This is a genomic window from Luteolibacter sp. (genome assembly GCF_058122085.1).
In genome coordinates this window covers 1-14,810 of record NZ_JBIKBQ010000103.1, presented here as the reverse complement: position 1 = coordinate 14,810, position 14,810 = coordinate 1, and the positions used below count along the sequence as shown (strand labels likewise).

Below are 14,810 nucleotides of genomic sequence, written 5' to 3'. Positions count from 1 at the left end.
ACTGCGGCGGAAGATGCCAGCCGGGTGCGCAACCGCAACGGGTTGCTGGTGCTGGGCATCCTGCGCCGCTGTGCGATGGGAATCTACTACGACTGGCGGCGTGGGCGCAAAAACAAGCGGCAATCGACGTTGAAGGACTTCCATGACGACATGCGCCGCTTCAACAACCGCCACGCCTTCGCCACCATCACCTCACCCCGCCGATGACCCGTGCAAAAATCCGCCGTGCCCTTCGGCGGCAAAGGCGAGCGGGGCGGCGAGGAGGGCGGAGAGTGAGAGGAGTCGGGATTTCATGAGGTGATGGCGGGTGATGGTCTATTACCAGGTCGGTTCGAGTTCGATATAGCGGGTGCTGATGCCGCGGCGGACAAACAGGACGATGGGACTCCGGCGGTTTTTCTCAAGATCGGCAAGAACCGGTTTGAGAACTTCGATCGATTCGACCGGTTTTCCGTCGATGGAGACGAGGATGTCACCCGCGGAAAGCCCGCCGAGAGCCCCCCACGCTGCTGGCGTGACGGCGGTGATGAGCACGCCCTTGAAACCGTCCGGCAGCTTCCTGCTGACCCGGTCGGCCTGGCCGAGGTCGCGGGAGTTGAATTCCAAGGTCTCGCAATCGTGCGACGCGAGCTCGGAAGTCCCTTCCGGGCTGGCATCCAACGGCACTTTGACGACGAGGTCCTGCTTGCCCCGGCGGACGAAAAGCGTGGCTTCCGTGCCGATGCGATACTGGCGGATGAGCGAGGCGAAAACGTCCGAATCCTCGGGCCGCGAGGTCGGGATCACGGTGCCGTCGAGTTTCAGGAGCAGGTCGCCGGTTTTGAGCCCCGACTTCTCGGCGCTGGTTCCGGGATGGACCTGCGTGATGCGGACGCCTTTGGAGCCGGGAATGCCGAGCGCCTCGGCGAGGTCCGCGGAGATCACCTGGGTATCGATGCCGATCCATGCCTTTTTCACCGGGCCGGGTTTGTCGGATTCCGGCTCGGGGCCGATTTTCACGACGGTCAGATAGCTGCGGCCGTCGCGCTCATAGGACACGAGAACCGGCACGGGCTCGGTCTTGCCGGCGGTGATTTCATTGCTCACGCGGACGAGCGCGTCGATGTTGGGAGTGGGGTTGCCGGAAACTTCGAGGATCAGGTCGCCGGGTGAAATGGCCGGCTTGGAGGTCGCCGCGGCACCACCCCGGCGGAGGCTCTGCACGATGACCGCCTTGTTGTCGTCACGCAGGAGTTCCTTGGCGTTCAGCTCGGTCAAATCCCGGGCGGTGATGGCCCATGAGAGCAATTCCTTTTCGCGGGGCTCGGCGGGTTCGCGCCTGATGCCGGTGACACTCGAGGTCATCGGCTTGCCATCGCGGAGGCCTTCCATGGCGATGACCGAGCCGATCGGAGACTCGAGCAAAATCCGGTTGAGAACCGGAATATCCTCCGGCGAGCGGGACGATGCGATTTCGACGCCGTTGCAGCGGGTGACGAAATCACCGGCTTGCAGGCCGGCCTTTTCCGCAGGTGACTGGCTGATCCCCCCGCCGACGAGGACGCCTGATTTGGAGTCCACGGTCTTCAGCAAGGGCTGTGCGCCCAGACCGACCCAGCTGCGCTCGACGTGACCGCTGGCGATCAGTTCGTCCGAAACCTTGCGGGCGAGATTGGAAGGAATGGCACCACCGAGGCTGCCGATGCCCACTTCATTCACCCCGATGATCTCGCCCTTGAGGTTGACCAGAGGACCACCGGAATTTCCCGGGAAAATCACCGCGTCATGGCCGATCCAGCGCACCAACTCACCCACCGCCTCGCCGTCGAGCCGCCGGGCGCGATCATCTCGGTGTTCGCCACGATGCCCTGGGTGACGGACTGGGAAAGTCCGGCAGGGCTGCCCATGGCGAGAACCGTATCGCCGACTTCGAGCGTGGAGCTGTCGCCGAACTTCGCCACCGGCAGGGCTGCCGCGGGATCACGGAGATCCTTCTTGTCGATCTTGAGCACGGCGAGATCGGCCAGCAGATCGGAGCCGACGAGTGTGGCCCGGAGTTCCTGCCTGTCTGCCAGACGAACGGTGATCCGTGTCGCCCGGCCCGCCACGTGGTGATTGGTGAGGATGTAGCCGTCCGGGGAAATGATCGTTCCGGAGCCGCTCGCGCGGCGTTTTTGCATCCGCCCGTCGCCACCGTCCTCGGCGACGACGTGAATCCGGACCGGCGCGGGATACACCGCCTGGACGGCGGCCTCGACTTGGGGATCGGCTTTGGCAAATGCCCTGGATTGAAGGAGCGGAGCCGCCAAGGTGGCGGCGAGGGCGAGCTTGTGAAATGAAAGCATGATGAGGAAATCCAAGGGCGGACTGGGGGAAAAAAACCCGGAAAGTGTCTTGTCTGACATTTTTTTGCGTTTGCCGGGAATCCGCGGACGAGTCAGTCTCGGGTTTCGCCGATGGAAGCAAGCTGTGATCATTTTATCCGCTATCTGGCGACCGAGCGCGGGCTGTCCGCAGCGTATCAGTTATCGGTCCGCCAGACCCTTGATGCCTTGGCCGGCTGGATGAAATCGCGGACCACTTCCCTGCGCGACCTCGGCACCGATGAGCTCGCCGCGTTTCTCTGCGACCGGAAAACAAACGGGCTGAACGCGGCCTCGCTGCGGATCACCACGGTGCATCTGAAAGTGTTTTTCCGCTGGCTGGTGATGAAGGACAAGCTGGAGATGGACCCGGCCGAGCCGCTGCTCGCGCCAAGGCCGGACCAGACGCTGCCGGAAACCCTGCACGCGTCCGAGTTGGTGCAATTGATGGAATCCATCGACCCGTCACTTCCATTAGGCCGGCGGGACCTGGCGATTCTCGAGCTGTTCTATTCCTCCGGCCTGCGGCTGTCGGAGCTGTGCAAGGCGCGACTGGAGTTGATGGACTTCGAGGAAGGATTCCTGCGGATCACCGGTAAAGGCGGCAAGACGCGGATCGTCCGCGTCGGCAACAAGGCGCGCGAGGCGATTTCCAACTATCTGGCCAACGAGCGGCCGGGCCTGGTCACAAAGAAGACGTCATCGCACATTTTCATCAGCGTCCGGGGCACCGCGCTCTCCCCCGACCGGGTCCGCCAGATCGTCAAGGAGCGCGCCAAGTTCGCCGGCATCGACCAGAACATCTATCCACACCTGCTGCGCCACTCGTTCGCGACCCACCTGCTGGAAGGCGGCGCGGACCTGCGGGTGATCCAGGAACTGCTGGGCCACGCCGATATATCCACCACCCAGATCTACACCCACGTGGACCGCCAGCGCTTGAAGACGGTGCACAAGCAGTTCCACCCGCGCGGGTGAGTCGGGGGCAGCTGAATGAATTGCTTGGAATTTCAACGACAATAAACCCAAGAACAGCCGTCTGATTTCTAAAATATCTTTACATTCAGCGAAATATTTAAGATTGAATGGCTAAGTAAACCTCACATGAAAACACACCTCCTCATCCAACTGATCACGGTCGCTGGCGTTGTAGGCTTGGTATCCTGCGCGCCTCAAATGCAACCGACCGATTCGCAAGTATCGGCATCGATTCGCCCTGAATCCTCACTCTCCGGACAGCTTTTTCAAGAGGTGAACGCCTACCGCAGCAGGCACGGCGCGTCGGTTCTCCAGCGCCACGCCGGGCTCGACCGCCTTGCACAGGAACACTGCAAATACCTGCACCAGCATCGCGGAAGCTTCAAAATTCGCGGAAAAAATGTCAGTCATTTCGGCTTCGAGGGACGCGCGCTGGAGGCTCGCGAGCTCTACCAAATGCAGAGTGTCAGCGAAAATGTGGCGGCCACGAGCTCCGGAAAAAACCTCGCTCCAGGGATCGTCAATCTTTGGGCGGGTTCCAAGAACCACGAATTCAACATGCGCCAATCCTGGACCCACACCGGCGTGGCAACGGTGACGGACAGCGACGGCATGGTCTTCGCCACCCAGCTTTTCGCCACGATCAGCAATTCCCAATTGACGACGCGCGAGCGATTCAACCGGTTCTGATCCGCAATGCCGGACTTATCGCTTGAAATCGCCCTGAAAGCCTGCGGCTTTTGCCGGATCGCGGGCATCGACGAGGCGGGACGAGGACCGCTTGCCGGTCCGGTGGCAGCGGCCGCGGTGATTCTACCTGAAGGCTTCACCTGCCCCGGTCTCGACGATTCTAAAAAAATCAGCGCGCCCAAGCGCGAGCTGCTTTACGAGCGACTCACGACGGACTGGGCGATTCATTGGACCGTCGCCACCGCCGACCGCGAGGAAATCGACCGGCTCAACATTCTACGAGCCACCCATCTGGCGATGCGGCGCGCCGCCGAAGCCCTGCGCCCGGCACCGGATCATTGTTTGATCGACGGCCTGCCGGTCAGGGATTTCCCCTTCGGCCACGACGGAATCGTCAAAGGCGACGGGCTTTCGCTCTCCATCGCCGCGGCGAGCATCATCGCGAAAGTCACCCGCGACCGGATCATGCGCGAGCTCGACCGGGAGTTTCCCCAATTCGGCTTTGCGAAACACCAAGGATATGGCACCAAAGGGCATCTTGAAGCGCTACGGATTCACGGCCCTTGTTGCCACCATCGTCTCTCGTTTCAGCCGGTCGCTCAACTCGCCCTGCCGCTTGACGGCGGCTGACGGCCAGCCGCGCGACCGGATCTGGGTAGGCAACTACGGCGAGCAGGTCGCCGCCGCCTGGCTGCGATCCCAGGGCTGTAAGATCCTTGCGAAAAACTACCGCGGACCGCGACGCGGCGAGGTGGACATCGTCGCGCGGGATCGCAAGCTACTGCTGTTTGTGGAAGTGAAAACCCGCCGCGAAGGCAGCAAAATCCGCGGCCTCGATGCGGTGGGAAAAGACAAGCAAGCCTTGATCGAGCGCGGCGCGAATTCCTGGCTCAAACGCCTCGGCACGCGCGACTTGCCGTGGCGGTTTGATGTCATCGAGGTTTATGTCGAGGAGGGCGAACGGCCGCGAATCAACCATGTGAAGGACGCATTCTAACCGGCATCGGGCTCCAGCGTGTAGCTGTCCTTGCCGTCCTTGACGAGCCAACCTTGCTCGGCGAGTTGGCCGCGGAGGGTGTCGGACTCGGCCCAGTTCTTCGCGAGGCGGGCTTGCCAGCGATCTTCGGCTAGAGTTTTGATCGACTCAGGAATCTCGCTGGCATCCTGATGGACTTCCTCCGGCAGGGTGAGGCCGAGGGCGCGCAGGAGGCGGTTGAGTCCGGCGAGCGCGGCGGCGGCTTCCGGGCCGGATAGATTGGCGGCTTCGCGCAGGCCGGTGAACATGCCGCCGAGCGCGCCGGGGGTGTTGATGTCGTGGTTCAGGCTGTCCCACGCGGCTTGGAACGGGCCGAAGTCCGCGCTGGTGATCAGGGTGCCGGGCTCGATTTTCGAGGCGAGCTGGCGGGCGCCTTTGGCGAGTTTCGCGAGCGCCTCGCGGGCGGCGGATAGCGAATCGAGAGTGAAATTGAGCGGCTTGCGGTAGTGCGCGCCGATCAGGACGTAGCGGACTTCCATCGCCGAGAATCCGCGGGCGGCGAGGTCTTCGAGCGTGTAGAGATTGCCGAGCGACTTGGACATTTTCCCGCCATCGACGAGGAGGTGGGTGATGTGGAACCAGTGCGCGGCGAAGTGGCCGCCGCAGGCGCACTCGCTCTGGGCGATTTCGTTTTCGTGGTGCGGGAAGACCAGATCGACGCCGCCGGAGTGGAGGTCGAACGACTCGCCGAGGTATTCCTGGATCATCGCCGAGCATTCGAGATGCCAGCCAGGGCGGCCTTCGCCCCACGGCGAGGGCCAGAAATTGTCGCCGTCCTCGGGCTTGCGGCCTTTCCAAAGCACGAAGTCGGAGAGGCTGTCTTTTTCGTATTCGTCGGAGCTGGAGCGGGCGTTCTGGGTTTTGCCGATGTCGAGCTCGCGCTGGTCGAGGCGGGACAGGCGGCCGTAGCCGGGAAAGGAGGAGATTTTGAAATACACCGAGCCGTCGTCCGAGGCGTAGGCGTGGCCTTTCTTCACCAGCGTCTCGATCATCGCGATCTGCTGCGGGATGTGTTCGACGGCGCTCGGCTCGATGTGCGGCGGGAGCAGGCCGAGTTTCTCGCAATCGGCGTGGAATTTCGCCGTCCACCCGGCGGTGAATTCCTTGAGCGACTTGCCGGCTTTTTGGGAATCGCGGATGGTTTTGTCGTCCACGTCGGTGATGTTCCGGACATGGAGCGTGCGGATGCCGCCGGTTTCCAAGGTGCGGCGCAACACGTCCTGCAGCACGAAGGTGCGGAAGTTGCCGATGTGCGCGGGGCCGTAAACGGTCGGTCCGCAGCAGTAAAATCGGAAGGTCGAGCCGTCGATGGGGCGGAGCTCGCGTTCGGTCCGGGTGAGCGTGTCAAAAAGCCGCATGCCCGGGGTTTAGGCAGCGGCGGGCCGGGAGCCAAGAGCAATCCGAGAGAGTTTCACCCGGCCTATCCGCGTTGGCGGCGGAAGACGAGGAGAAGCGTGGTCAGGGCGAGCAGGGAAAACATTCCCGGCTCTGGGACCGCCTGGCTGCCGACTTCGACATAGACCAACTGCGGGGCGCTGCCCTTGGCGATCACTTCCACCGGCACGCGGACGACAGCTTCCGGCCGCGGAACCGCCGGATTGAAGGGAACCGCGCGCACTTCCCGCTTGGGAACAGGCGCTTCCGAGCTGCGGAATGTCCACACCGCGAAGGCCGGGGATGCGAGGAACATCCCGATCAACAGCGCTTTCATTTTGAAAATCCCGAACACGACGGCGCAAACGTGGTTAATTTTTCAAAATAATCAAGCTTTACGAAATATTTTATGAATTTAGAGGATTGGGTTTTCGATTCGCCATGACTAAGTTGCCGCCGCAAATGGAGCGGACGAAGGACGAACGGGTGAAGCAAGTCGCCATCGGAGTGAGCATTCTGGTGGTGCTGACCGTGGTGGTGACGGGCCTTTTGATGGGTTGGCGGCTGCTGCCCGGCCTTCTGGGCGAGTGGGTGGGAACGATGATCGGGATCATGACGACGCCATTTTTCATGGAGGCGTCGTTCGCGATTCTCGGCTTGGTGACGGTGATTTCGCTGAACCACTGGCGACAGCGGAAGGACGGCGATGATTTCGTGTATCTTGAGCAAGTGGCCGGACCCCAGGTGCCGGAAGATTTGCCCGAGCACGCCAAATTCGCGGTTTTCCGGGAAAAGCCGCTGGACGGCGAGGCGCCGTCGCTTTTGGCGCAGGCGGAAGGAGCGTTTGCCATCGGCGACTACCCGGCGGCCGGCGAGTGGATCGGCGCGATGGATCATGACGAACTGAGACACCCCCAAGCCCTTCGACTGCGGCTTGACCTGGCGAAAGCGACCGGCAGGGACGAGCTGGTGAAGCAACTGGAAGCGGAACTCCGGCAGTCAGATTGAGCGTTTGAACACTACGCGATTTTTGACTTCTGAACCGGCCTGACTTTGACACAGACTGCCCGCAGTGAACAGCGATCCAGCACCCATGAACCCGGCGAACTTTCTGAAAATGGCCCACGGCGATTTGGCAGGGCTGCGCGAGCTGGCGTTCGATTATTTCAACGACACCCGCCGCCAGATGACCGGTTGGATGGCGCTGCTGGAAGAGGGAAATTTCAAACAAATTCGGGACGACCTGCATCGCTGCAAGGGAGGCGCTTCGCTTTTCGGGCTGGAGCGAATGGTCGCCCTGATCGGTTCCTGCGAGAGCGCGTCGGTCCTTGAGGAGCGCGGCTTCGACCTCACCAGTTTCGAAACGGAGCTCACCGAGGCGGAACGCGCCGTGATGGCGATGACGGACTAACCGCCAGACCATGGCGGCCACGATTCAATCTCCCGAGAAAGAACTGCGATTCACGCGGTCCGGGCAGGCCGGCTTGTTCTGGATGACCGCGGCCGTGTCCGCATCCGTCGGGATCACGATGCTGGCGACGTCGATTTACCGCGACATCAATCCCGAGCTGCCGCATCCGGCGTGGGCGGCGGTGCCGTTGGTTCTCGCGCTCGTCATGGCCCGCGTGGCCGTGCGGCTGACGCGGCACGCCTACCTGATTCTAACGCCGCTGGGGATCGAGATTTTCCCGTTCTTCCGGCCCGCCGCCGGGATGCGGCTGGTCACCTGGCAGGAAATCCACCACGCGGAGGTGGACGAAAAATCCACGCGGCTGACCCTGCATCATGATCCCGAAAAAACCTCGGGTATCCATCTCTCGCTCACGCCGATTCGCGCGGACCGGCGGAGCTTGCTTGCCAAGGCCGTGCTCGGACGGCTATCTCCCGCCAGCCCCAACGGCTGAAAACCACATGCGCACCCATTCCCGACAAATCCTCACGGTGGAAGAAGCCTTCGGCCAGAACGGCTGGCATTGCGAACTTGTCGAGGGCCGCGACGTCCTCCGCGCCGGCTTCGACGCCCACCACACGCGGATCGATCTCATCGCGCAGGCGTATCCGCAGTTGAACGCGCTGGTCATCGTTTCCGAGTCGCCGCTCCATCTCGATGAAGAGCATTTGTCCAAAGTCCTTGAACTCCTCGCCCGCGCCAACAAGCCGCTAACACTCGGCGGCTTCGAGTATGACCTGGACCGCGAGTTCCTCGTCTTCCGCATCACCAATCTCTTCGAGCGCGAGAAATTCGACAGCGACATCATTTCCTCGATGGTCCATTGCGCGATCGCCGAGCTCGACCGGATCACGCCTTACGCCGCCATCGTCCGCGACACGCCGGGTGATTTGCTGGACGACCTCGACCTCCGCCGCCTGCTGATGCGCGAGGACATCATCCCGCCGGTGCCGGGGGATGAGGAAGAGGAGTATTGAAACCGCGCGAGGACGTGCCTTGACAGCCACAAGAGCCCACCCCAGCTTTTGCGTCGTCATGAAATTCAAATTACTCTCCGTATTGGCAACCGTCTTATGCACCGCCACCGCAACCGCCGATGATGGTTGGACATCGATGTTCAACGGCAAGGACCTGAGCGGCTGGAAGTCCAACGCCGCCACCGAGAATCAACCTGCCGGCGTGTTCAGCGCAAAGGACGGCGAACTCATCGTCAGCGGAGGACGCGCGCACCTGTTCTACGTGGGCGCGGACGGCGATGCGAAGTTCAAGAACTTCGAGTTCAAGGCGAAGGTCAAAACGACACAGGGCTCCAACGGTGGGATCTATTTCCACACCCGGTTTCAAGAGAAAGGCTGGCCGAGCGCGGGTTATGAGTGCCAGGTCAACGCGACCCACACCGACCGCAAGAAGACCGGCGGACTCTACGCCGTCGCCGACGTGATGGACAACGCTCCTAACAAAGACGGCGAATGGTTTGACTATGCGATCAAGGTCGAGGGCAGGCACATCGTCATCTCGATCAACGGCAAGGTGACCACCGATTGGACGCAGCCCGAGGACTGGGATCCGGCCAAGAAGCTCTCCAACATGCCCGGTCGCAAACTGGGAGAAGGCATCATCGCGATTCAGGGGCACGATCCGAAGAGCGTGGTTCACTACAAGGATCTTTTCATCAAGGCGCTGCCATGACGCAGACCTCCGCCCGCGAATCCTTGGGCTGTGGCTGACCGCTTGAGGCGGAATCGGTGAATTTCAAACTTCCCCCGGCGGATTCCTCCGATTTTACTCCGCGCATGCCCGCCAGAATCGTTCTCAAAACCAATGTCCAGCTCGGCGTCGTGCCGACTCATCTCAAATTCGTCGGCGGCCTGCTGCCCGACGAGAACGGCAAATTCCCCCGCGATGCCGACGGCGTGCTGCGGGTCGTCTCCGGGATGAGGGGGCTCTGTGCGATTTCCCCGGTCAAGATGAGCATCGTGCAGATCTCCTACTTCGCCTTTGCCGATGCGGCGGATGTCGCGGAAATGGTCCAAGGCCTCCAGGCGCTGGATCTGGAAGTCCACTTCATCATCATGGTCGGCGGCGCGAACCCGATGAATCCGGCTGACGAAAACGCGGTGGTCGCCCAGTTGGTGCCGTCGGTCAAGGTCGCCATCAGCCACGGCGTCCGCTTCGTTTCCTCGACCTCCATCGAAGAGTGGATGAGCGCGGATCAGCCCCGCACCGGTGCGGAATTCGACGCGGCAGTCGCCCAGAACGTGAAACTCCACCTGCGGGTTTACGAGGAAGCCGGCATCGCGGGATCGTGTGTGGAAAACTGGGGCATCGAGTTCCTGCGGCCCGGCGAGTTCAAGACCTTCACAAATCTCGACCGCGGCTGGTCGTTCGTGAAGGCGGCCAACGAGGCGCTCGGGAAAAAATTCTTCAAGCTGCTGGTGGATGCCGCGCATTGCGGCGATTCCGGCTTGTCCATCCCTGAAAACGAAGCGCTCATCGCCCGCATCGCGGCTGCCGGGGAGTTAGGTGCTTTTCATGCTTCCGCGAAGACCACGCGTGGCTGCCTGTCCACGGACGACGGGTGGATCGGCGCGCTGCTCGCCGCGGCGGCCAAAACCGGCGAACTGCGGCACGTGTTCGTGGAGCTCTTCGACCACACGGATGAGGCGCTGGAAAAACTACGCCAGCTCGAGCCCGGCCACGGCGTCGATACCCGCGACGGCCAGACCTATACCGAGGTGATGGCAGACGGACTGGGCGACATCGCCCGCCGCCTCAACAACCTGAAAGCCCGCGGATTTCTCAAAGCCTGATCCGGCCATGCACCTCGTCCACGGCGAACCGTCGTTTCATCTAGCAACTCCGGAGCTCGATCTGGACGTCACCGCGCGCGGCGGCCACCTCGCACCGGTGGTTTTCCATCTGCCGGGCCGCGACGTCTCGCCCTACGCGCTCGCGCCGTGGAAGCCTGCGGAGTTCCCGGACGTGCCTCCCCTGCTCTCGGTGCTGCGCGGGGATTTCCTCTGCATCCCTTTCGGCGGACAAGAGAACGGACCACCGCACGGCGAGCCGGCTAACAGCGAGTGGGCCCGGATCGTGACGGACGATCGCTCGCTCCATCTCGCCATGGACGCCGGCGGGCGTTTCGAGAAAATCCTCTCCACCCGCGCGGGACAGCATGCCGTTTTTTGCGAACACCGGATTTCAGGTCTCGACGGGCGTTTCAATTATGGAAACCACCCGATCCTCGATCTCTCGGGACTGCCCGAGAACGCCGGGCGCGTCACGGTGAGTCCGTTCCACTGGGCGTCGGTCTTTCCCGGAGCATTTTCAAATCCCGCAACCGGGGAAACCCAAGCGCTGGCCGGGGGTGCGCGATTCACGGATTTGCGCGAAGTGCCACTCGCCGCGGGTGGCACCACGGATCTCACGAAATACCCTGCGCGGCACGGCAACGACGATCTCGTGATGATGGTCAACGAAGCCGCCACGCCGGAGCAACCTTTCGCGTGGTCCGCAGTCGTGCTCGATGGCTACGTCTGGTTTTCCCTGAAAAATCCGGCGGATTTCCCGGCGACGATGTTCTGGCTCTCCAACGGCGGACGGACCGCGGCCCCGTGGAACAGCCGCCATCTCGGACGACTCGGCGTTGAGGAGGTCTGCTCCTATTTCGCCAACGGCGTGGATGTCTCCCGGCAGGACCTGCTGGCTGCGGAAGGAATTCCGACGACGCGCCATTTCAAAATCGATGAAATCGTCTCGCTCAAAACGATCCAAGCGGCGGCCGCCGTTGGGCCGGACTTCGGCGCGATTTCAAAGATCCGTCCTGCTAGCGATGAAGCCGTGACGCTAATCGGCGAATCCGGTGCCAGCGTGACGGTGCCGGTCAGCTGGAAATTCCTGCTGTGATTTCCCGAGACATATCCATTCTTGTTCCGGGGCAAATCAAGGCTTGCCACTAAATCAGAAGTTCAGATCATCCCGTGATAGATCAAACCGCATCCGCCGTATCCACACGACCTTTCAAAGACTCATGAGCAATCCTCTCACCACCGCCGACCTGTCCACCACGTCCACGAACCTCAAAGCCCTCATCGACGGCCACCTTGAAGACACCGGCGGACTGCTCCGCCTCTCCCCCACCTGGGTCCCCCGCTCTTTCCTGCAACCCGGCCTGCGCATCAAGCAAATACTGAAATACTGAAATACTGAAATACTGAAAACGCTGAAAACGCTGAAAACGAACAAACTTCTCGCACAGCTCGCTTCTTTCTCTTCCCTCTCAACGATCAACCCTCAACTCTCAACTTACCATGAAACTACACAACGCCATGTGGCCCGGTCTCGTCGGCAAAGAACCCGGCACCGATCACCCACCCATCTCGCTCGAACACATGCTCGAACTCACCACGGCCGCTGAGGTCAACGGCCGCAAGTTCGATGGCGTGGACCTGTTCGTTTTCCATCCGCACACCGATCCGGACGCCTCGGAAGATTCCATCAAAGCCATGGCCGACAAGATTGCCGCCTCAGGCCTCAAGGTCGGATCACTCGTCGCTCCCGTCTGGCCGGGCACGGTCGGCGGCTCTGCCTTCGGTTCCGATGAGGATCGCAAAAATTTCGTCCTCGCCGTCGAAAAGACCTGCCGTGTTGCTAAAATTTTGAATGCGCACGGTGTCCGCCAATCCGGAATCATCCGCGTCGATACCGCGGGCGGCACCGCGGATTTCGCCAAAGACATCACGGGCAACACCGCAAAAGTCGCGCAAACCTTCCGTGAGGCAGGAAAAGTCGCCGAACAACACGGCGAGCGCATCGCAGCGGAAGGAGAAATCTGCTGGGGCGGATTCCACTCGTGGAAAGCCGCGATGAACACCCTCGAAGCCACCGCGATGCCTGGCGTCGTGGGATTTCAGGCTGACCTCGCCCACACCTACCTCTACCTCATGGGCTACAACGCCCCGGAAGCCGCACTCCTCAAGGAAGGCTACAGCGACGAGGAATTCTGGGCCGCTTATCAAATCATGACCGATGCCCTCCGCCCATGGACCATCGATTTCCACGTCGCCCAAAACGACGGCTCCGTCCACGGCACTGGCTCCCATGACAAAACCGGTCGCCATTGTCCCGCCGACGACGCAAACGGTCGTCTCGACATCGCAAAATGCTCGACCTACTGGCTCCAAGGCGCCGCCGAACGCGGAATCAAGCACATCTGTTGGGATGGTTGCATGTTCGACAACTCCGTGCTCGAAAGCCCCGCCACCTGGAATGCCATCCTCAAGGCGATGATCGCCGTCGACGAGGCGCTCTGATACTGCCGCCACTTTACTACCCAATCTTCAGGATCCATCTGCCATGGCTGCTTCGACTTCAATTCTCGCGGATAAACTACACGAATACCCCCAACACGAGGTAATCGATGGAGGATCGGATTCGATTCTCGATGACTGCCTCCATCAGAACGACGGGGTGCTGCAGCTTGTGCACCGCTATGCCGGCCGGACCTTTTGCACGCCGGGAAAGCGCCTTCGCCTGGATGCGAAATCGTACTACCCGGACTACATGAATGGGACGGGTCTCGATGAAGTTTGGATGTGCTGCACCGTGCCGATTGTGACCGGCGTCATCGATACCCGCACGGGAAAGGCACCCTTTCGTGAAGGAGAAGCCCACGTCCTCACGCCGAACGGGCAATTCATCTCACTTCAGGATTTGATTGCGGCCAATCCGGAAGCTGTCATGGGAGAAAAGATCACGGCATTTTCGAAAGCCTTGTTCGGCAAGGCCACCTGGCCGATAGTGTCCAAGAAGTTCGACAATCTGAACCCCATTCCGCACCATCTTCACTGGGCAAAGTGGGAAGTTTATGACATCAATTCGTTCGACAATCCCGGAGTCAGTCCGTCGCATTATCACACCACGGCAATGGGCCTTTACCCGTTCGTGACAAAGGACCAGTTCCTTGCCTGCATGAAGCGTTGGGGGCAGGGCGAGTACAACGGCGTGCGGCACTTGTCGCCGCACACGATGATGCACATTGATAACGGCTTCGTGATGCCGAATGGTGTGCTGCACTCGCCGACTAACCTTTGCACCCACGAGTTGCACGTCACGATGGACGAGCATTTCCTGGCCGAGGACCTGACACTTGATGGGAGGATCGGAGCAGCCGATGCGTTTTACGCCTGCCGGGAACAGGACTATCCGAAGGACAAGCACGAAGACTGGGAATACCTGGTCGACACGTTCGACTTCAAAGCAAATCAGGATCCGGACTTCGTGCTGAAGAATTCCCGCCCGGCAATCACTGCGGAAGAATTCGCCGCCGACGGAGTGGACGCAAAGTGGATTGTTTACGGTGATATCCTCGGCGATCAAAAGGCCTCCATTCTCCGCCTCACCGTTGCACCCGGCGCCAGGACGAATTTCCGCCCGGAGAGCCCCGCGTTGTTCCACACGAACCGCGGCAGCGGCCGGGTTGGAAAACTCGAAGTGCGATATCACCAGGATATGAAGCTTGGCGAACTCTATCCTGAGATCGGTTTCATCACGCAGGCCGCGCTCAATCGCGGCGGTGTCGAAATCGAGAACACGGGGACTGAACCGCTCGTCTTGACCTTTGACTTCCCGCAACACGCGCATTCCAAAACGCCTGGCGTCTAGTGTCGCGTAAAATTCAAATTGTTGGATAGAGTGATTTGAGTTTGATGCGGGCTTTTTCGTTGGTGAACTGCCATTTGATCGAATTGGATTCCTCATTCTTCCGGGCGAGATAGGCTTTCACTTCGTTGGTGAATTCCCCTGCCGAGCCGGTCCTCCGATCCAGACAGGTCCGCCCCAGAAGTCCGATCTCGATCTCGGCCATGTTCAACCAGCTGCCGTGTTTGGGAGTGAAGTGCATCTCGAAGCGTTCACATAAGGCACGCGCCTTTTCGGGCGG

General features: G+C 61.1%; 19 protein-coding genes and 1 pseudogene. 15 read left to right on the top strand and 5 right to left on the bottom strand.

What is annotated here, in order from left to right; translation table 11 throughout:
- The coding region (locus AC4DF4_RS14650) for a hypothetical protein (RefSeq protein ID WP_490048854.1) at nt 1–207 on the top strand (207 nt) is incomplete at its 5' end.
- Between the two features lie 111 nt (nt 208–318).
- Here the strand turns inward: AC4DF4_RS14650 and AC4DF4_RS14645 are convergent.
- On the bottom strand, nt 319–1,782 hold the full coding sequence (locus tag AC4DF4_RS14645; RefSeq protein WP_490048853.1) for a PDZ domain-containing protein: 1,464 nt from the start codon (nt 1,780–1,782) through the stop codon (nt 319–321).
- Nucleotides 1,755–2,324, bottom strand: coding sequence for a S1C family serine protease (locus AC4DF4_RS14640; RefSeq protein WP_490048852.1), 570 nt, complete (start codon nt 2,322–2,324; stop codon nt 1,755–1,757). Before AC4DF4_RS14640 ends, AC4DF4_RS14645 begins: the two co-directional genes overlap by 28 nt.
- A gap of 111 nt (nt 2,325–2,435) precedes the next feature.
- Between AC4DF4_RS14640 and AC4DF4_RS14635 the strand changes: the two genes are divergently transcribed.
- The 4 genes from AC4DF4_RS14635 (at nt 2,436) to AC4DF4_RS14620 (ending at nt 5,007) form a co-directional block, all read left to right on the top strand.
- The gene (locus tag AC4DF4_RS14635; protein ID WP_490048851.1) at nt 2,436–3,320 is read left to right on the top strand and encodes a tyrosine recombinase; all 885 of its coding nucleotides are present in this window, start codon (nt 2,436–2,438) and stop codon (nt 3,318–3,320) included.
- Nucleotides 3,321–3,446: 126 nt separating this feature from the next.
- A complete protein-coding gene (locus AC4DF4_RS14630) occupies nt 3,447–4,010 on the top strand; it encodes a CAP domain-containing protein (RefSeq protein WP_490048850.1) in 564 nt (187 codons plus the stop codon).
- Between the two features lie 6 nt (nt 4,011–4,016).
- Entirely contained in the window at nt 4,017–4,640 is a 624-nt protein-coding gene (gene rnhB / locus AC4DF4_RS14625) for a ribonuclease HII (RefSeq protein WP_490048849.1), read from the top strand.
- The gene (locus tag AC4DF4_RS14620; RefSeq protein WP_490048848.1) at nt 4,627–5,007 is read left to right on the top strand and encodes a YraN family protein; all 381 of its coding nucleotides are present in this window, start codon (nt 4,627–4,629) and stop codon (nt 5,005–5,007) included. The genes rnhB and AC4DF4_RS14620 overlap by 14 nt, the downstream gene beginning before the upstream one ends.
- On the opposite strand, the gene cysS is transcribed toward AC4DF4_RS14620, so the two are convergent.
- Both cysS and AC4DF4_RS14610 read right to left on the bottom strand, forming a co-directional pair.
- Nucleotides 5,004–6,404: a cysteine--tRNA ligase gene (gene cysS, locus AC4DF4_RS14615; RefSeq protein ID WP_490048847.1), complete on the bottom strand. Its 1,401-nt coding sequence runs from the start codon at nt 6,402–6,404 to the stop codon at nt 5,004–5,006. The genes AC4DF4_RS14620 and cysS overlap by 4 nt on opposite strands.
- Nucleotides 6,405–6,466: 62 nt before the next feature.
- The gene (locus AC4DF4_RS14610; RefSeq protein ID WP_490048846.1) at nt 6,467–6,757 is read right to left on the bottom strand and encodes a hypothetical protein; all 291 of its coding nucleotides are present in this window, start codon (nt 6,755–6,757) and stop codon (nt 6,467–6,469) included.
- 149 nt (nt 6,758–6,906) lie between these two features.
- On the opposite strand from AC4DF4_RS14610, the gene AC4DF4_RS14605 reads away from it, so the two are divergent.
- The 10 genes from AC4DF4_RS14605 (at nt 6,907) to AC4DF4_RS14560 (ending at nt 14,533) form a co-directional block, all read left to right on the top strand.
- Nucleotides 6,907–7,428 carry a hypothetical protein gene (locus tag AC4DF4_RS14605; RefSeq protein WP_490048845.1) on the top strand — a complete coding sequence of 174 codons (522 nt, stop codon included), beginning with the start codon at nt 6,907–6,909 and terminating at the stop codon, nt 7,426–7,428.
- An 85-nt stretch (nt 7,429–7,513) separates the two neighbouring features.
- Nucleotides 7,514–7,831 (top strand): Hpt domain-containing protein, encoded by a 318-nt coding sequence (locus AC4DF4_RS14600; protein WP_490048844.1) that lies wholly within the window; start codon nt 7,514–7,516, stop codon nt 7,829–7,831.
- 10 nt (nt 7,832–7,841) lie between these two features.
- On the top strand, nt 7,842–8,324 hold the full coding sequence (locus tag AC4DF4_RS14595; protein WP_490048843.1) for a hypothetical protein: 483 nt from the start codon (nt 7,842–7,844) through the stop codon (nt 8,322–8,324).
- 7 nt (nt 8,325–8,331) lie between these two features.
- The gene (locus AC4DF4_RS14590) at nt 8,332–8,847 is read left to right on the top strand and encodes a YbjN domain-containing protein (RefSeq protein ID WP_490048842.1); all 516 of its coding nucleotides are present in this window, start codon (nt 8,332–8,334) and stop codon (nt 8,845–8,847) included.
- Nucleotides 8,848–8,905: 58 nt separating this feature from the next.
- A complete protein-coding gene (locus tag AC4DF4_RS14585; protein WP_490048841.1) occupies nt 8,906–9,559 on the top strand; it encodes a 3-keto-disaccharide hydrolase in 654 nt (217 codons plus the stop codon).
- A gap of 104 nt (nt 9,560–9,663) precedes the next feature.
- Nucleotides 9,664–10,680 (top strand): hypothetical protein, encoded by a 1,017-nt coding sequence (locus AC4DF4_RS14580; protein WP_490048840.1) that lies wholly within the window; start codon nt 9,664–9,666, stop codon nt 10,678–10,680.
- Nucleotides 10,681–10,687: 7 nt separating this feature from the next.
- On the top strand, nt 10,688–11,776 hold the full coding sequence (locus AC4DF4_RS14575; RefSeq protein ID WP_490048839.1) for a hypothetical protein: 1,089 nt from the start codon (nt 10,688–10,690) through the stop codon (nt 11,774–11,776).
- Between the two features lie 124 nt (nt 11,777–11,900).
- The gene (locus AC4DF4_RS14570; RefSeq protein WP_490048838.1) at nt 11,901–12,071 is read left to right on the top strand and encodes a hypothetical protein; all 171 of its coding nucleotides are present in this window, start codon (nt 11,901–11,903) and stop codon (nt 12,069–12,071) included.
- A gap of 109 nt (nt 12,072–12,180) precedes the next feature.
- The gene (locus AC4DF4_RS14565; RefSeq protein ID WP_490048837.1) at nt 12,181–13,182 is read left to right on the top strand and encodes a sugar phosphate isomerase/epimerase family protein; all 1,002 of its coding nucleotides are present in this window, start codon (nt 12,181–12,183) and stop codon (nt 13,180–13,182) included.
- Between the two features lie 43 nt (nt 13,183–13,225).
- Nucleotides 13,226–14,533, top strand: a complete 1,308-nt coding sequence (locus tag AC4DF4_RS14560) for a hypothetical protein (RefSeq protein ID WP_490048836.1) — start codon at nt 13,226–13,228, stop codon at nt 14,531–14,533.
- 150 nt (nt 14,534–14,683) lie between these two features.
- Here AC4DF4_RS14560 and AC4DF4_RS14555 read toward each other — a convergent pair.
- Nucleotides 14,684–14,810: pseudogene (locus tag AC4DF4_RS14555) on the bottom strand (IS630 family transposase); the annotation flags it as partial.